This window comes from Pseudomonas sp. R4-39-08 (assembly GCF_003852275.1).
GTDB lineage: Bacteria > Pseudomonadota > Gammaproteobacteria > Pseudomonadales > Pseudomonadaceae > Aquipseudomonas.
Genome location: NZ_CP027733.1, coordinates 4948898 through 4966315, shown reverse-complemented (window position 1 = coordinate 4966315; position 17418 = coordinate 4948898). Strand labels below are relative to the sequence as shown.

Below are 17418 nucleotides of genomic sequence, written 5' to 3'. Positions count from 1 at the left end.
AAGAAGGTAGGACACCGTGAACCCGGTTATCAAAAAATTCCAGTTCGGTCAGTCGACCGTTACCCTCGAGACAGGCCGTATCGCCCGTCAAGCCTCCGGCGCAGTGCTGGTTACCGTTGACGACGACGTTACCGTACTGGTGACCGTTGTTGGCGCCAAGACCGCTGACCCGAGCAAAGGCTTTTTCCCTCTGTCCGTTCACTACCAGGAAAAGACTTACGCTGCCGGTAAGATCCCTGGCGGTTTCTTCAAGCGCGAAGGCCGTCCTTCCGAGAAAGAAACCCTGACTTCCCGACTGATCGACCGTCCGATCCGTCCGCTGTTCCCAGAAGGCTTCATGAACGAAGTGCAGGTTGTCTGCACCGTCGTTTCCACCAGCAAGAAAACCGATCCGGACATCGCTGCGATGATCGGTACTTCGGCTGCACTGGCCATCTCCGGCATTCCTTTCGATGGCCCGATCGGCGCTGCCCGCGTTGCGTTCCACGAAAGCACCGGCTACCTGCTGAACCCGACTTACGAGCAACAGAAAGCCTCGAGCCTGGACATGGTCGTTGCCGGTACCTCGGAAGCGGTATTGATGGTTGAATCGGAAGCCAAAGAGCTGACCGAAGACCAGATGCTGGGCGCCGTACTGTTTGCTCACGACGAGTTCCAGGTTGTGATCAACGCCGTTAAAGAACTGGCTGCCGAAGCCGCCAAGCCAACCTGGGCCTGGGCTCCACAGCCTGAAGCCACCGAATTGCTGGGCGCTATCCGCGCAGAATTCGGCGCTGCCATCTCCGATGCCTACACCATCACCGTCAAGGCCGACCGTTATGCTCGCCTGGGCGAGTTGAAGGACCAGGTCGTGGCCAAGCTGTCCGGTGAAGAAGGCCAGCCTTCCGCCAGCGAAGTCAAAGCAGCCTTCGGCGAAATCGAATACCGCACCGTTCGCGAAAACATCGTGAACGGCAAACCGCGCATCGACGGTCGCGACACCCGCACCGTACGCCCACTGAACATTGAAGTCGGCGTTTTGCCGAAGACTCACGGTTCGGCGCTGTTCACCCGTGGTGAAACCCAGGCCCTGGTAGTCGCGACGCTGGGCACCGCCCGTGACGCACAGCTGCTGGACACCCTGGAAGGCGAGAAGAAAGACCCGTTCATGCTGCACTACAACTTCCCTCCGTTCTCGGTGGGCGAATGTGGTCGCATGGGTGGCGCTGGTCGTCGCGAAATCGGTCACGGCCGTCTGGCCCGTCGTTCGGTCCAGGCCATGCTGCCGGCCGCTGACGTGTTCCCGTACACCATTCGTGTTGTATCGGAAATCACCGAGTCCAACGGTTCCAGCTCCATGGCTTCCGTTTGCGGTGCTTCTCTGGCATTGATGGACGCCGGTGTGCCGATGAAGGCGCCGGTTGCCGGTATCGCCATGGGCCTGGTTAAAGAAGGCGAGAAGTTCGCCATCCTGACCGACATCCTGGGCGACGAAGACCACCTGGGCGACATGGACTTCAAGGTAGCCGGTACCGCCAAAGGCGTGACCGCGCTGCAGATGGACATCAAGATCAAGGGCATCACCGAAGAGATCATGGAAATCGCTCTGGGCCAAGCCCTGGAAGCGCGCCTGAACATCCTCGGCCAGATGAACCAGATCATTGGTCAGTCGCGTACCGAGCTGTCGGAAAATGCTCCGACCATGATCGCGATGAAAATCGACACCGACAAAATCCGTGATGTCATCGGTAAAGGCGGCGCGACGATCCGTGCGATCTGTGAAGAGACCAAGGCCTCGATCGATATCGAAGACGACGGTTCGATCAAGATCTTCGGCGAAACCAAGGAAGCGGCTGAAGCTGCACGTCAGCGCGTCCTGGGCATCACCGCTGAAGCCGAAATCGGCAAGATCTACGTCGGTAAGGTTGAGCGCATCGTCGACTTCGGCGCCTTCGTCAACATCCTGCCGGGCAAAGACGGTCTGGTTCACATCTCCATGCTGAGCGACGCTCGCGTCGAGAAAGTGACCGACATTCTCAAAGAAGGCCAGGAAGTGGAAGTGTTGGTACTGGACGTGGACAACCGCGGCCGTATCAAACTGTCCATCAAGGACGTAGCAGCAGCCAAGGCTTCGGGCGTTTAATCACCCGCAAGCTTTACGCTGAAAAAAGGACTCTACGGAGTCCTTTTTTTATGCGTGCGAGAAAGTGAAGCGGAATCAGCTGTTTAGCCCCTCCCAAAAGCCGCAACTTGCATGCAGGCACGATGACCTTCATGCAAGTTGCACGATTCCGAAAATTACGCTATTTTTTAACTCATTGTTTTATAAGGGGTTTTAGCTACTTGGCGACTTGGCACACTGCCTGCAATATCCCTGGTAGCGCTGCAGCACCAAGATTTACGTACTGCAGTCTTTTAATAAAACAGGAGTTACTCGTATGAAGAAGTTCGCTCTCGCTACTGCTACCGCTCTGACTCTGGCCATGGGTGCTAACGTAGCCTTTGCTCAGACTTCCCAAGCCCCTATGACCCTGGCGGCTGGTGAAGCGACCCAGGCTAAGGAAAGCGTTTCGGATACTTGGATCACCACCAAAGTCAAAGCTGACCTGCTGACTGAAAAAGGCATCCCAGGTTCGGACATCAAGGTTGAAACCAACAAAGGCGTGGTTTCCCTGTCTTCCGACGTAGCTATCTCGGACTCGCAGAAAGCGACAGCTGTAGCGATCACCAAGAAAATCAAAGGCGTGACTGCTGTTTCTGCAGACGGCCTGCTGGCCGGCGGCGCTACCAAGGCTGACGGTATCGACAAAACCAAAGGCGCAGCCCATAACGCTGGAGAGGCGACTAGCGACACTTGGATCACCACCAAAGTGAAGGCTGACCTGGTTACCGAGAAAGGTATTCCTGGCACCGACATCAAGGTTGAAACCAACAAAGGCGTTGTGTCCCTGTCGTCCCCTACCGCCGTAACCGCTTCGCAGAAAGAAACGGCTGTTGCGATCGCCAAGAAAATCAAAGGCGTTAAAGCTGTATCGGCTGATGGCCTGAAAGCAGAGTAACGCTGCAGGTTTCGTCTGGACTGAATGGCGGCGGCGTGGGGTGAGTTAGTTATCCATCCCATGCACCTCTGGAGTTCATGCGACGGACCACACGGATGTGGTCATTACAGGCCCCGGCACTTGTGTCGGGGCCTGTTCTATTTGATGCGCAATAATTTGCCGGCCAGACGAGGATTAAAAAATTTGGGAGGGGGCTTGCTCCCGATAGCGGTAGGTCAGTCAATGATATGTCGACTGTTACACCGCAATCGGGAGCAAGCCCCCTCCCACATCTTGTTTTAGGTGAGCTTAGGGTTACTCGGCATCCAAGTGCATCGGCGTCACGACCCGACCATCCTTCTCAGCCTGCCCCAACTGCGCATCAATGAAGTACACGCGGTCGTCTTCCAGCTGCGCCTTATCCACCAGATAGTCCTTGATGGTACTGGCGCGGTCCTGGCCCAGCTGGCGCAGCAGCACGTCACTGCCACTCCAGAACTTGATCACGCCGCCCTTGAGCCTCGCTGTGCGCTCATCGTTACTCAGGTCTTTCCATTCGGCCGGTGGTTGCTGTTTCAGACGGGTACGGTAGATGCCCTCCAGCAAAGGCGGCTTTTCCTTCTCCGGCACGACAAGCAATGACGCCTGGGCCGGGACTTTATCGCCACGACGCTGCAGGATTTTGTAGTAGTTGTACTGGTACTCACGCTCCAGCCGTTGTGCGGCCAGCAACGGGCCGTCACTGCTGGCCGCTGCGGTCCCTTCGATTTCCAGGCGCAGGGCAGGGCGTTCCTTGAGTGCCTTGGCCAGCGTGTTGAGGGCGCCTTCGGCGTCTTTATTCAATTCACTTGAGCCTGCGGCGAACGACACATTACCCAGGTCTTCCGAGCCCCCGCCGGTAACCAGCCCGCCAATGAACTTGAAGGGTGCCGTCGCTGCGCGCACCACGAGGTTACGCAGGGTTTGCCACACAATCGGCATCACGCTGAATTGTGGGTTGTTCAGGTCACCGGTGACTGGCAATTCGATGGAGATCTTGCCGTCGCTGTCCTTGAGCAGGGCAATTGCCAGGCGAATCGGCAAGTCTACGGCATCGGCGCTGTCGACCTTCTCACCCAGTTGCAGCTGCTCGACCACCACCTTGTTCTCGGCCTTCAACTGGCCCTTGGTGATCATGTAATGCAAGTCCAAGTTGAGGCGACCCTTGCGGATTCGAAAACCCGCGAATTTGCCCGAGTACGGGGTCAGGGTGGTCAACTCGACGCGTTTGAAGCTGGTTGCGATGTCCAGCGCTGCCATGGGGTCAAACGGGTTTACGCTGCCCTTGATGGTCACTGGCGCATAACGGTCTACCTTGCCCTTGATGTCGACGCTGGCCGGCTTGGCCTGGCGACTGTCAATGGTGCCGATCTGGCCGTTGAGTTGTTGAATCGCGGTGGCGAAGTTGGGTGTGAGGCTGAAGTCGGCGAAATTGGCCGAGCCGTCGTTGATCGCAATCTGGCCGATGCGGATGCCCAGCGGCTTGTCTTTGCTTGATGCCGACTTGGCCGCTGGCTTGGTACCGCTGTCGGCCGGCTGTGGAATCAGCAGGTCGTCAATGTTGGTGGTGCGGTCATCGTTGATCATGAAGCGCGCATAGGGCTGCAGCAGGTTGACCTTGTCGATCGTCAGGCTGTCGCCATGCTGGTAATTGACGCCTTCCAGCACCAGCCGCTGCCATTTGAGGAAGTCGCGGGACTTGAGGGTGTCGAGGGTGTGCAGCTGATCTATCTGCGCCCGGCCGGTGACCTGGAGGGCCAGCGGCTCGGTGCTTTTCAGGTTCACGTCCAGGTTGCTGCCGAGCATGCCGCTGCGCAGCTCCAGGCGGATGAACGGGCTGATGTAGGCTTGGGCGACGCGCAGGTCGATGTCCTGGGTGTTCACCTTCAGCTTGGCGCTGACCGGGTTCAGGTTGACCTCGCCGGTTGCCTGGATCTTGCCTTGCTTGCCCAGGCCAGTGTCGACCTTCAAGCTAAAAGGGCTCTGGTTGAGACTGTCGAAGTTCTGCACGTCGACGTTCAACGGGCCCAGCTCCAGGGCTACCGCAGGGTTGGCCTGACGGTCAGCCAAGTGCACCTGGTAATTGCGCAGTTGCACATCCTTGAGCAGCACTTGCCAGGGTTTGTTCGGCGCCGCCGGTGGCGCTTCTGGCGAATCGGCCGTGGCTGGCGCGGAGGCGGGCTCAGGGGGCTTGGCCGGTTTGCCGGGTTGGCTGGCGAACAGCTTTTGCCAATCCAGTTGGCCGTCGGCTTCGCGGGCAGCCCAGGTTTCCAGCTTGTTGCTGCGGATCTTGCCGATCACCACCTTCTGTTTGGCCAGGTCCACCGTGGTCTCGCTGACGTCCAGGCGTTCCAGGCGTGCCAAGGGCCGGCCATCCGGCGCCTTGATCGCAAAGGGCGCGATGCTGGCGGTGGTGTTGGTCAGGTTCAGTTCGGTCTCTTTGGCCAGGCTGAATTTATAGTCGGTGCTGAAATTGAGCACACCGTCCTCGAGCACCAGCGGCAACGCATCGCGCACGTACGGCCACCAGGCTTTCATCTTGCCGTCGGTGACTTTCAGCGAGCCTTCGGAGGTGATCGGTACCAGGCTGAAGTTGCCTTTCCAGTCGATCTGCCCACCCTCGGGACCGGCGGCCACCAGGGTCATGTCGGCGTTATCTTCCGGCAAGGTGCTGAGGTTTTTCAGCTCGAAGTCGAGTGTGTCGTAGAGAAATTCGATGGGTTCGCTGGGGCGCAGATCCTGGAAGTGCACATAACCGCGCGCTAGCTTGATGCTGTCGATACGCAGCGGGAAAGGCTTGGCATCGGGGTCGGCGGGGGTTGGTTCGCTCGGCGGCAACTTGAACAACTGCGCCAGGTTCAGTTGGCCGGACTTGTCGAAGAGCAGTTCGGTCTTGGGCTGATCAAGTTGTACATCGGCCAGGTGCAGGGCGCGGGTCCAGAGACTGTCGATCTGCAGGTTGGCGTAGAGGCGCTCGAAACCCAACTGTTCCTTGCCCGGTTCACCAATCTTCAGGCCCCATAGCGTCAGCTCCAGGCTGAACGGGTTGAGCTCGATACGCTCGATACGCGCCGGTACCGTCGCGTAATCGGCCAACTGTTGGTTGGCAATGCGCAGGGCAATGCCGGGCAGAATCAGGAAGCCCAGCAAGCTGTACAACGCAAGGGCGGTCAACAAGGCGCCTAGGGCGCGGATCAATCCTTTGAGCATGGGTGACGCCATCTATGTCGAACGAGAGTGCCTTGGAGTATGGCACGGGATTTCGGTTCCGAAGAACCGCGGGGCTTGGGAAACTTCCTACAATTGCAGGATCAGGGTCTTCAGCGGAGGTTGCTGATCTTTCGACGGAAAGTCCGCTCCCGGCGCCATGGCCTGCCAATCGCGCACAGGGCGGCCGGCTTTTTCCGCGCAACGCAGCACCTGTTCGCGCCAGTCCTCCATGCTCACTTTCGCCAGGTTGTTGCAGCAAATGAGCACCCCATTATCAGCGGTGGCTAACAATGCCGGCTTGAGCAGGCTTTGGTAGTCGCGCAACAGGTCGACGGTGCCGAACGCGCTTTTGGCCCAGGCGGGGGGATCGAGTAGCACCAAGTCATATTGACGCTGTTCCAGGCGCGGATAGCTCGGCAGTTTCTGGCCACGGCGCTGGGTAATCGCAAGGCCGGCCAGCTGGCGAATGGCAGGGAAATAATCGGACTGCACGAATTCCATCGTCGGCACATGCGGGTTAAGCAGGCCGTTCTCGCGCCCTACGGCCAGGTTGCCCTCGGCAAAGTCCAGGTTGCAGACCTCGCGTGCGCCACCGGCAGCGGCGCTCAAGCCGACGCCGCAGGTGTAGGCGAACAGGTTGAGCACGCTTTTACCGGCGCTGTGGTCCTTGACCCAGCCGCGAGTGTTGCGCAGGTCGAGAAACAGCAGCGGGTCCTGCCCGGCATGCCGTCCACGCACACGGTAATTAAGGCCCCATTCGTGACCGACCAGGTCTTCCAGTGCGGCAGGTTCGGCGCGGTATACCGCGTCTTCACGGTCGATGCGCGAATTGCCACGGGAGCGGTCGTTGTATACCAGCAGTAACTCCAGGCCCATGTAGTGGTTGATCAGTTGGTGCAGGTCCAACAGATCAGCGCTTTGCAGGGATTGGTGGAAGCTCTGCACCAACAATTGCGGACCGTAGCGGTCGATTGTCAGGCCGCCGGCGCCTTCCTGGCTGCCGTGGAACAAACGGTAGCAATCGGTACCTTGGGCATGCAGTTCACTGATCAGGTCTTGGCGATGATCGAGAGCGGCGCGCAGCGCCTGGTTCAAGGGAGTCATGGAGCGCGCCTTGCTTGCGGGTAAATGAGTACAAAGGGGGCGCGCAGTTTAACAGCCCCGGCCTGAACAGGCCGGGGGTTATTTCGAGGCTATCGTTCAGGTGTTGCTATCCGTTCAAGCGTTGCTATCGGTTCAGGCGTGCGTCGATCAGGCCATCCACCACGCTCGGGTCGGCCAGCGTCGAGGTATCGCCCAGGCTGTCCAGCTCGTTGCAGGCAATCTTGCGCAAAATCCTGCGCATGATCTTGCCGGAGCGGGTTTTTGGCAGGGCGGGCGCCCATTGGATCAATTCCGGCTTGGCGAAGCTGCCGATTTCCTTGCTGACCAACTCCAGCAGGTGCTTTTTCAGCGCATCGCTGGGTTCGACACCGTTCATTGGCGTGACGAACGCATAAATGCCCTGGCCTTTGACGTCGTGGGGGTAGCCGACCACCGCGGCCTCGGCGACCAGGTCATGCAGCACCAGGGCGCTTTCTACCTCGGCAGTCCCGATGCGATGGCCGGATACGTTGATGACATCGTCGATTCGCCCGGTGATCCAGTAATCGCCCTGCTCATCGCGCCGCGCGCCGTCGCCGGTGAAGTAGTAACCGGGGTAGGGTTTGAAGTAGGTGTCGAGCATGCGTTGCGGATCGCCATAGACGCTGCGAATCTGCCCCGGCCAGCTGGCTTTGATCGCGAGCACGCCGCTGCCGGCACCGCTGATTTCCTTGCCTTGCTCATCCAGCAACACCGGCTGTACGCCGAACATCGGCTGGGTGGCACACCCTGGCTTGATAAGCTGGGCGCTGGCCAGAGGGCTGAGCATGATGCCGCCGGTTTCGGTCTGCCACCAGGTATCGACAATCGGGCAGCGCTGTTCGCCGACGGCGTTGAAGTACCAGTCCCAGGCTTCCGGGTTGATCGGCTCACCGACGCTGCCCAGCAGGCGCAAGCTGGCGCGGGAAGTGCTTTGCAGCGGGCCGTGACCTTCACGCATCAGGGCGCGCAATGCGGTTGGCGCGGTGTAGAAGATGTTCACCTGGTGTTTGTCGATGACCTGCCAGAAGCGCGAGCTGTCCGGGTAGCTTGGCACACCTTCGAACATCAACGACGTAGCGCCATTGGCCAGGGGGCCATAGACGATGTAGCTGTGGCCGGTAACCCAACCCACATCGGCGGTGCACCAGAACACTTCGCCCTCGCGGTAGTCCAGTACGTACTTGAAGGTCATCGCCACTTGCAGCAGATAGCCGCCGGTACTGTGCAAGACGCCCTTGGGTTTGCCCGTGCTGCCGGAGGTATAAAGAATGAACAGCGGGGCCTCGGCGTCCATTGGCTCGGGCGGGCAATCGTCGCTCGCGGCCTCCACGGCGTGTTGGTACTTGAGGTCGCGGCCTTCGTTCCAGTTCACGCTTGCGCCGGTGCGCTGGACCACCAGGACGGTGCTGACGTTCGGGCAATTGGCCAGGGCTTTATCCACGTTGTGTTTCAGCGCGACCGGTTTGCCGCCGCGTACGCCTTCATCGGCGGTGATGACCGTGCGACAGTCGGCATCCAGTATGCGGTCGCGCAGGGCGTCCGGTGAGAACCCGCCAAATACAACCGAATGCACCGCGCCAATGCGTGTGCAGGCCAGCATGGCGTAGGCCGCTTCCGGGATCATTGGCATATAAATGCACACCCGGTCGCCTTTGCTTACGCCACGGCTCTTCAGCACGTTGGCCAGGCGGCTGACGTGTTGATGAAGTTCGCGGTAAGTGATGGTGGACGATTGTGTCGGATCATCGCCTTCCCAGATGAAGGCCGGCTGATCGGCACGCTGTGGCAAATGACGGTCGATGCAGTTGTAGCTGACGTTCAGTTGACCACCGGCAAACCATTGCGCAGCACCGGTGCTGATGTCGGCGCTATGAACGGTGTGCCATGGCGCCATCCAATCGAGAAAGCTCTTGGCCTGGTCGGCCCAGAAGGTATCCGGCTGTTCGATGGATTGGCGATAGAGGCGCTGATAGTCCTCTTGACTGAGTTGCGCAGCCCGACGGACGGCATCGGCGCGGGGGAATTGGCTGATATCGAACATGAGCGCTCCTTATTCTTGTTTTGCGACAAGTCATAAAGATGCACCCTGAGGAGAGAGGGTTCAAGGCCAACGTCCAAACGGACATTGGCCTTGAAGTCGCCGGATCAGCCGCGGTGACGGCCGCGGAAGTAGTTGATCAGGCCCTGGGTCGAAGCATCCTCGGCCGAGGTTTCTTCGGCGCCGGTCAGGCGGTTGTAGACGCCTTTGCCCAGCTCCTTGCCCAGCTCGACACCCCATTGGTCGAAAGCGTTGATGCCCCAGATCACGCTCTGGACGAACACTTTGTGCTCGTACATGGCAACCAGCGCGCCGAGGCGACGTGGGCTGATGCGTTCAACCACGATGGTGTTGCTCGGGCGGTTGCCCGGGATCACCTTGTGCGGCGCCAGTTTCTGCACCTCGGCCTCAGGGATGCCTTTTTCGCGCAGCTCGGCTTCGGCTTCGGTGCGGGTCTTGCCGAGCATCAGTGCCTGGCTCTGGGACAGGCAATTGGCGTACAGCCACTGATGGTGGTCGGACACCGGGTTGAAACTCACGATCGGTACGATGAAGTCGGCCGGGATCAGTTGGGTGCCTTGGTGCAGCAATTGGTGATAAGCATGTTGCCCGTTGCAGCCCACGCCGCCCCAGATGACCGGGCCAGTATCGGTGGCGACCGGCGTGCCGTCCTGGCGCACGCTCTTGCCGTTGGATTCCATGTCCAACTGCTGCAAATGCTTGGTGATGTTACGCAGGTAGTGGTCGTACGGCAGGATCGCATGGCTCTGCGAACCCCAGAAATTGCCGTACCACACGCCCAGCAAGCCCAGCAGCACCGGCATGTTGGCTTCGAACGGCGCGTTCTGGAAATGCTGGTCCATGGTGTAGGCACCGGACAGCAGTTCCTTGAAGTTGGACATGCCGATCGCCAGGGCAATGGGCAAGCCGATCGCGGACCACAGCGAGTAACGACCGCCGACCCAGTCCCACATCGGGAAGATGTTTTCCTCGCGGATACCGAACGCCACGGCCGCTGCGTTGTTGCTCGACACGGCGATGAAGTGGCGGTACAGCTCGGCTTCCGAGCCGCCCTGCGCCAAGTACCAGGCGCGGGCGGCCTGGGCATTCTTCAGGGTTTCGAGGGTATTGAAGGATTTGGACGAGACGATAAACAGCGTGGTCTCGGCGCGCAGCTTCATGGTCAGCTCGTGAAACTCGCTGCCGTCGATGTTCGCCAGGTAATGACAGCGCACGCCTTTGTGGGCGTAGGACAGCAGCGCTTCGGAGACCAGCTCCGGGCCGAGGAACGAACCACCAATGCCGATATTCACCACGTCGGTGATCGGCTTCTCGGTGTAGCCACGCCACAGGCCGTCGTGGATGCGGCCAACTAGGTCAGTGATCTGGTTCAGCACTTTGTGCACGTCCGGCATGATGTTCACGCCGTTGACCGACAACTTGTCGCCTACCGGGCGGCGCAGGGCGGTATGCAACGCTGGGCGGCCTTCGGAGGAGTTGACCGGCTCGCCGGCATACAGCGAGTCGATCGCGTCTTTGAGGCCGACTTCGTTGGCCAGGCCCACCAGCAGGTCGCGGGTTTCGCGGGTGATCAGGTTTTTCGAGTAATCGAGGAAAAGCCCGCAGCTGCTCAGGGTAAATTCTGAAAAACGCTGGGGGTCGGCATTGAAGGCCTCGCGCATGCTGAAATCCTGCATGGCTTGGCGATGTTGATTGAGCGCTTGCCAGGCGGGCAGCGCGGTAACGTCATGAGGGGTGCGGTAGTACGCCATCGCTGCGGGTTTCCTTTTTATTACAGGGACTGCCTTTTAGGACACTTCAAAATCCGGAACGTCCAGTCTTTTAACTGGCCACGGGTTCCGGACAGCGCTAACCATACGCGCAGGGCGATTACATTAAACCTAGCGTGTCGATATGTCTTGGCTTTGTCTGCGCTGTAGCCGGTACTTTTTTATACCGGCGCAGCGTTTAGGGCAATTGCGGGGTGTTGGCAGGGTCAGTCGAGGGTCAGATGCAGGTTGTCGATCAGGCGAGTCGCGCCCAGATAGGCCGCCACCAGAATCACAATGTCCCGATCCTCAGGCGTGGCTGGCCTCAAGTGTATGCCTTGGCGCACTTCCAGGTAGTCCATGCGCAAACCAGCGGCTTCGATCTGCTGGGTGTGCTCGGCGCGCAGCCTGGCGAAATCACGCTCACCGCTTTTGATGGCGGCGGCAATCTGGCTGAGGCTGCGGTACAGCACCGGTGCAATCGCGCGTTGCTCTTCGGTGAGGTAGCCATTGCGCGATGACAGCGCCAGGCCATCGGCTGCGCGGACGGTCGGCTCGCCGATGATCTGGATCGGCATGTTCAGGTCATGCACCATGGCGCGGATCACCGCCAGTTGCTGATAGTCCTTCTGACCAAATACGGCCATGTCCGGCTGGACCATGTTGAACAGCTTGCTGACTACCGTGGCGACGCCTTCGAAATGCCCTGGACGGCTGGCCCCACACAGGCCTTCGGACAGTTGGGGCACGCTGACGCGGGTCTGGCCGGTCATGCCGCTGGGGTACATTTCCTCCACCGTTGGCGCGAACAGCAGGTTGCAACCGGCTTGCAGCAACCTTTCCTGATCGGCGGCGAGGGTGCGCGGGTATTTGTCCAGGTCTTCGCCGGCGCCGAACTGCAGCGGGTTGACGAAAATGCTCGTCACCACGAAATCCGATTGCTGCGCAGCCTTGCTCACCAGGGTCGCGTGGCCACTGTGCAGGTTGCCCATGGTCGGCACGAAGCCGATGCGCTTGCCGGCGTTGCGCGCGTGGGTCACGGCGGCGCGCAGTTCGCGCAGGGTTTTAACGGTGTTCATGCAGAGAATCCGTGTTCGGCGCCAGGGAAGGTCACGGCCTTGACTTCGCTGACATAAGCGCTCAGTGCGGCGTGAATGCTGGGCTGGCCGGCCATGAAGTTTTTCACGAACTTGGGCACGTGGCCGCTGATCGACAGGCCGAGCATGTCGTGCAGCACCAGCACCTGGCCGTCGGTGGCGGAGCCAGCCCCGATGCCGATCACCGGTACTTTGACCGCCTGGGTGATTTCGGCGGCCAGTTCACTGGGTACGCACTCCAGCAGAATCATCGCGACGCCGGCTTGTTCCAGGGCGATGGCATCGGCGCGCATCTGGCGTGCCTGGGCTTCATTGCGGCCCTGGACCTTATAGCCACCCAGGAGGTTGACCGACTGCGGCGTCAGGCCCATGTGCGCGCACACCGGCACGCCGCGCTCAGCCAGCAGCCGGATCGACTCGGCGAGCCATACGGCACCTTCGACCTTGATCATGTGCGCACCCGCCTGCATCAGTTTGCCGGCGTTCTGGAAGGTCTGTTCGAGCGTGGCATACCCCATGAATGGCAGGTCGGCGATGATGAACGCACCGTCATTGCCACGCTTGACGCTGGCGGTGTGGTACGCGAGTTCATCGGTGGTGACGGGGAGCGTGCTGTCATTCCCTTGCAGAACCATGCCCAGGGAGTCGCCTACCAGCAACACCTCGACCCCGGCCTGGCAACAGGCGTGGGCGAAGGTCGCGTCGTAGCAGGTCAGCATGGTGATTTTTTCACCCTTGAGCTTGAGGCTCTGCAAGGTGGTCAGGGTAATGTCTGGCATGAAAAGGGTCCTCGTTCAGGCGCTTGGAAACAGCGAGTAACGCGCGTGAGTCTTCGTTTATACAGGCGCACCGTCTTGATAGCAGTGCTTATATGGCCTGGATTGCGCCCTTCAGCGCCGGGTTGGCGGCGGCGGGACGCCTATAGTCGTGAGGAGGACACGGGAAGTCAATTGGATGTGTTACCGCCTTGTTACGATGGCGGTGTTACCGCTGTTACTGACGCGATCGTAGGAGCGAGCTTGCTCGCGAAGAATCCAAGGGCACCGCGCTCAATCAGGCTGAGCGCGTAATCGTTGACGATTTTCGCGAGCAAGCTCGCTCCTACAGAGGCAAGCGTTCCAGGCCGACGAATGGGCAAGCTGTCAGCAGTTCACCCAGCGTTTGGCCCTCGGGCAACTGAAAGTCGGCAGGCACCAGCTCAGCCAAGGGATAAAGCACGAACGCCCGCAGGTGCATCTGGTAATGCGGCACCTTGAGGCGCGGCTCATCAATCAGGCGATCACCGAATAGCAGGATATCCAGGTCCAGGGTGCGTGGGCCCCAACGCTCAGTGCGCTCGCGGCCCTGGTGGTTTTCGATGGTTTGCAGTGCGTCGAGCAGGCCCAGCGGCGTGAGGTTGCTGTCCACGGCCGCCACCGCGTTGGTGTAGCGCGGTTGGCCTGGCAGCAGGGAGTCGCTTTGATAAAAGGCGGATACATCGACGAGGGCCGTGCCGGGCAAGTGCGCCAGGGCTTCGATAGCGTCGCGCAGTTGCTGCTGCGGGGCCGCCAGGTTGCTGCCCATGCCGATGTAGATACGTTCCACGATTATTCGCCGGTTGCGCCCGAGGCATCGGCGGCGCTGCGTTTGCGCTTGCTGGAGCTGCGGCGGCGCTTTTTTGGCCCTTCGCCGACGCTATCGCCTTTGCTGCCGAGCTCGCGAATCATCTCGCGGCGTTGGCTGTCATTGGCATCCTGATAGTCGGTCCACCATTCGCCCAGGCCGTCGGTCTGCTCGCCGGCGCTTTCGCGCAGCAACAGGAAGTCGTAGCCGGCGCGAAAGCGCGGGTTGTCCAGCAACAGGTCGGCGCGTTTGCCACTGCGGCGCGGCAGGCGCTCCTGCATGTCCCAGATTTCGCGGATCGGCAGGGTGAAGCGCTTCGGAATGGCGATGCGCTGGCACTGCTCGGTGATCAATTCGTGGGCGGCTTCCTGCATGGCAGGAATCGGCGGCATGCCACGGTCCTGCAAGCGCAGTACGCGTTTGGGCAGGGCCGGCCACAACAGCGCGGCAAACAGGAACGCCGGGGTCACCGGCTTGTTCTGCTTGATGCGCAAGTCAGTGTTGATCAACGCTTCGCTGATCAGCGTGTGGGTGTACGTCGGGTTGTGTTCCAACGCCTCGGCGCTGGCCGGGAACAGTGGATCGAACAACTGCAGGTCGACAAGCATTTCAAAGGTGTCGGCGGCGTAGCCCGAAAGGAACAGCTTGAGCACTTCTTCAAACAGGCGTGCCGACGGGATTTCCCGCAGCATCGGTGCCAGTTCGCGAATCGGTGCGGCCGTGTGCTTTTCGATACCGAAGTTGAGCTTGGCGGCGAACCGCACGGCGCGCAGCATGCGCACCGGGTCTTCCTGGTAGCGCTGCGTTGGGTCGCCGATCAGGCGGATCAGGTTGTTGCGGATATCGTGTACGCCATTGGCGTAATCGAGGATCCGCTCGCTGACTGGATCGTAATACAGGGCATTGATGGTGAAGTCGCGGCGTTGCGCGTCTTCTTCCAGGGTGCCGTAGACATTGTCGCGCAGGATGCGCCCGCTCTCGTTGCGAGAAGACTGATTGGTGTCTTCCTCTTCATCGTTTTGCGGGTGGCCGGCACGGAACGTCGCGACTTCGATGATTTCGCGACCGAAGTGAATATGCACCAGCTTGAAGCGGCGCCCGATGATCCGCGCATTGCGAAATTCGGCACGCACCTGTTCAGGCGTGGCGCTGGTGGCGACGTCGAAATCTTTCGGCGTGATATTGAGCAGCATGTCACGTACGCAGCCGCCCACCAGGTAGGCCTGGTAACCGGCGTTCTGCAAACGTTCGACGATGTTCACCGCATAACGGCTGAATTGAGCGCGCTGCAATGAATGCTGATTGCTGTTAAGCACTTCAGGCGTGCTGCGAATGTGTTGCGTACGACGCAAGGGAGAACGGAATGACTGGAACAACTTCTTCAGCATGGGATGCACTGTTTGAAGGAATGTTCGGCCATAACGAAGAATGACCGCATGATGGGCCGGGATTCTAGCATTTAGTCAGGGGATGGTGTAGGAACAAGCTGCAGGCGTTGCGCCATAAGCGTTTGAAAGGCAAATCCAGGGGCTAACTATCGGAAACTACAAGGGGAGCCGAAGCTCCCCCAGAAGTAGTTGCGTGCTCTATTTTTATTATGGTGTCGGGCTTCTTGTTTTTGTTGATCGCCCTGGCCATGAAGCTTCACCTTCATGGCACTCCCAATCGGGAGCCAAGAGCAAACGGATTGCTTTGGTCGCTGTGTTGCTGATCTACGATCCAACCAGTTCAGGCTCTGCCTTAGGGCAGTTTTTGTTGTTCTCGGCCTGGTTGCGGGGCAAGCCCCAATGCAACGCCTCTCCAAAAGAATCAGTTAGCTGCGCCTCCGCCGTGTTGTTTTTGTTATGCGTGAGTCGATTCGTCTTATTTTTATTGTCTGGTACAAAGCTTGTTATTGTTTTTGTACTAAGCATATAGCAGGGTGCGTGCCAACTTTTGCGCCGCCCAGCAAAAGCAGGGGGTTGAGGCGGTTTCAGGGTTTTGACGGGCGAAAAAAAGCCGGGGCTCCGTTACCGTAAGCCCCGGCTTTTGTTACGCGACATATCTGCGGTAACAGTTTTTTCACATTAGCAGGTGTTACCTCAGCTCTCGCTGGGAACACCGGTCTTGCGCCGTGGAATGCCCAGGCGTTGGCGACGTTCCCACAGGCACTTGCGGCTTACGCCGAGCTTGCGGGCCAGTTCGGTTTCGGTCATGTGGTCCTGGTGCTCGAGGACGAAATGCTGGAAGTAGTCTTCCAGGGACAAATCTTCCGTCGGCTCATGGCTGGTCGCGCTACCTGCGCCCTGTTGTGGCGCCAGGCCGATGAAGTCGTCGTCGTCCAGATCGCTGAGCTCGATATCGATGCCCAACAGCTCGGCGGATATTTCCGGGCTTTCCGACAGGATGACCGCGCGCTCGACGGCGTTCTCCAGTTCGCGAACGTTGCCCGGCCAGGCGTAATGTCGGATCGCCTGCTCTGCGTCCGGCGCAAACTTCAGATCGGTACGGTTGATGCGCGCGCTCTGGCGCAGCAGGAACGCGCTGGCGATCTCGTTGACATCGGCGCCACGCTCGCGCAGTGGCGGCAGCTTGAGCGCAATCACATGCAGGCGGTAATACAGGTCTTCACGGAACTGGCCGATCTTGGCCAGGCTCTTGAGGTCACGGTGCGTCGCTGCGATCAGGCGTACATCGACCTTTTGCGATTGCACCGAACCGACCCGGCGAATCTCGCCTTCCTGCAGCACCCGCAACAAGCGCGCCTGGGCTTCCAGGGGCAACTCGCCGATTTCGTCGAGGAACAGCGTGCCGCCGTCGGCGGCTTCGACCAAGCCCGCACGCCCGGCGCTGGCACCGGTGAACGCGCCTTTTTCGTGGCCAAACAATTCCGACTCGATCAGGGATTCGGGGATCGCCGCGCAGTTCACCGAGATCATCGGGGCCTTGGCGCGCCTGGACAGGTTATGCAGCGCGCGGGCCACCAGTTCCTTGCCGGTGCCCGACTCACCCTGGATCAATACATTGGAGTCGGTCGGCGCCACTTTGCGGATCTTGCTGTACAGGTCCTGCATCGGCGGGCAGGAGCCAATGATGCCGATTTCGCCGTTACTGTTATCGACGCCCGGTTTGTCGGCTGCTTTTCCTGCCGGACGCGGTTCGGCTGGCGCACTGCTGGCCGACTGGCGGTCACGCAGGATGCGCGCCACAGCCTGCAGCATCTCGTCATGGTCGAAAGGCTTGGCGATGTAGTCCACCGCGCCCATCTTCATCGAGTCCACCGCCGAGCGCAGGCTGGCGTAGCTGGTCATGATCAGCACCGGAGTGCCCTGGCCCAGCTTGATCAATTCGGTACCCGGAGCACCCGGCAAGCGCAGGTCGCTGACGATCAGGTCGAACGTGGGAATGCTGAACCGCTCCTGGGCTTCCTGCACCGAGCCGGCTTCGCTGACCTGGTACTGATTACGTTCAAGCAGGCGACGCAAGGCAGAGCGGATAATGGTTTCGTCTTCGACGATCAAAATGTGCGGCATTGATTCAAT

Annotated in this window: 12 protein-coding genes; 3 read left to right on the top strand and 9 right to left on the bottom strand. The window is 59.9% G+C overall.

The window, feature by feature from the left end; genetic code table 11:
* Nucleotides 1–16 precede the first annotated feature (16 nt).
* Together pnp and C4J88_RS22930 are read left to right on the top strand one after the other, a co-directional pair.
* Nucleotides 17–2122, top strand: coding sequence for a polyribonucleotide nucleotidyltransferase (gene pnp / locus C4J88_RS22935; protein WP_124408189.1), 2106 nt, complete (start codon nt 17–19; stop codon nt 2120–2122).
* Nucleotides 2123–2417: 295 nt separating this feature from the next.
* Nucleotides 2418–3038: a BON domain-containing protein gene (locus C4J88_RS22930; RefSeq protein WP_124371891.1), complete on the top strand. Its 621-nt coding sequence runs from the start codon at nt 2418–2420 to the stop codon at nt 3036–3038.
* A 294-nt stretch (nt 3039–3332) separates the two neighbouring features.
* Here C4J88_RS22930 and C4J88_RS22925 read toward each other — a convergent pair whose 3' ends face one another.
* The 8 genes from C4J88_RS22925 to C4J88_RS22890 form a co-directional block, all read right to left on the bottom strand.
* Nucleotides 3333–6266, bottom strand: coding sequence for a DUF748 domain-containing protein (locus tag C4J88_RS22925; protein WP_124408188.1), 2934 nt, complete (start codon nt 6264–6266; stop codon nt 3333–3335).
* Nucleotides 6267–6353: 87 nt separating this feature from the next.
* Complete coding sequence (locus C4J88_RS22920) at nt 6354–7370, bottom strand: class I SAM-dependent rRNA methyltransferase (protein ID WP_124408187.1); 1017 nt, start codon at nt 7368–7370, stop codon at nt 6354–6356.
* A gap of 124 nt (nt 7371–7494) precedes the next feature.
* On the bottom strand, nt 7495–9432 hold the full coding sequence (gene acs / locus C4J88_RS22915; protein ID WP_124408186.1) for an acetate--CoA ligase: 1938 nt from the start codon (nt 9430–9432) through the stop codon (nt 7495–7497).
* 104 nt (nt 9433–9536) lie between these two features.
* Nucleotides 9537–11201, bottom strand: coding sequence for a glucose-6-phosphate isomerase (gene pgi, locus C4J88_RS22910; protein WP_124408185.1), 1665 nt, complete (start codon nt 11199–11201; stop codon nt 9537–9539).
* A 224-nt stretch (nt 11202–11425) separates the two neighbouring features.
* On the bottom strand, nt 11426–12277 hold the full coding sequence (panC, locus tag C4J88_RS22905; protein ID WP_124408184.1) for a pantoate--beta-alanine ligase: 852 nt from the start codon (nt 12275–12277) through the stop codon (nt 11426–11428).
* Nucleotides 12274–13074 (bottom strand): 3-methyl-2-oxobutanoate hydroxymethyltransferase, encoded by an 801-nt coding sequence (gene panB, locus C4J88_RS22900; protein ID WP_124368371.1) that lies wholly within the window; start codon nt 13072–13074, stop codon nt 12274–12276. Before panB ends, panC begins: the two co-directional genes overlap by 4 nt.
* Nucleotides 13075–13396: 322 nt before the next feature.
* Nucleotides 13397–13879 carry a 2-amino-4-hydroxy-6-hydroxymethyldihydropteridine diphosphokinase gene (folK, locus tag C4J88_RS22895; protein ID WP_124368370.1) on the bottom strand — a complete coding sequence of 161 codons (483 nt, stop codon included), beginning with the start codon at nt 13877–13879 and terminating at the stop codon, nt 13397–13399.
* Nucleotides 13880–13881: 2 nt separating this feature from the next.
* Complete coding sequence (locus C4J88_RS22890; protein ID WP_124368369.1) at nt 13882–15285, bottom strand: polynucleotide adenylyltransferase PcnB; 1404 nt, start codon at nt 15283–15285, stop codon at nt 13882–13884.
* A 193-nt stretch (nt 15286–15478) separates the two neighbouring features.
* Here C4J88_RS22890 and C4J88_RS27495 point away from each other — a divergent pair, with 193 nt between their 5' ends.
* A complete protein-coding gene (locus tag C4J88_RS27495) occupies nt 15479–15814 on the top strand; it encodes a hypothetical protein (protein WP_164487674.1) in 336 nt (111 codons plus the stop codon).
* Between the two features lie 164 nt (nt 15815–15978).
* Here the strand turns inward: C4J88_RS27495 and C4J88_RS22885 are convergent, their stop codons facing one another.
* Complete coding sequence (locus C4J88_RS22885) at nt 15979–17409, bottom strand: sigma-54 dependent transcriptional regulator (protein WP_124364425.1); 1431 nt, start codon at nt 17407–17409, stop codon at nt 15979–15981.
* Between the last annotated feature and the right edge of the window lie 9 nt (nt 17410–17418).

Excerpts from the sequence above, each read along its gene's own strand:
- C4J88_RS22930 (WP_124371891.1), top strand. The coding sequence starts at position 2,418 with ATGAAGAAGTTCGCTCTCGCTACTGCTACCGCTCTGACTCTGGCCATG.
- C4J88_RS22925 (WP_124408188.1), bottom strand. The coding sequence starts at position 6,266 with ATGCTCAAAGGATTGATCCGCGCCCTAGGCGCCTTGTTGACCGCCCTT.
- C4J88_RS22920 (WP_124408187.1), bottom strand. The coding sequence starts at position 7,370 with ATGACTCCCTTGAACCAGGCGCTGCGCGCCGCTCTCGATCATCGCCAA.
- acs (WP_124408186.1), bottom strand. The coding sequence starts at position 9,432 with ATGTTCGATATCAGCCAATTCCCCCGCGCCGATGCCGTCCGTCGGGCT.
- pgi (WP_124408185.1), bottom strand. The coding sequence starts at position 11,201 with ATGGCGTACTACCGCACCCCTCATGACGTTACCGCGCTGCCCGCCTGG.
- panC (WP_124408184.1), bottom strand. The coding sequence starts at position 12,277 with ATGAACACCGTTAAAACCCTGCGCGAACTGCGCGCCGCCGTGACCCAC.
- panB (WP_124368371.1), bottom strand. The coding sequence starts at position 13,074 with ATGCCAGACATTACCCTGACCACCTTGCAGAGCCTCAAGCTCAAGGGT.
- C4J88_RS22890 (WP_124368369.1), bottom strand. The coding sequence starts at position 15,285 with ATGCTGAAGAAGTTGTTCCAGTCATTCCGTTCTCCCTTGCGTCGTACG.
- C4J88_RS22885 (WP_124364425.1), bottom strand. The coding sequence starts at position 17,409 with ATGCCGCACATTTTGATCGTCGAAGACGAAACCATTATCCGCTCTGCC.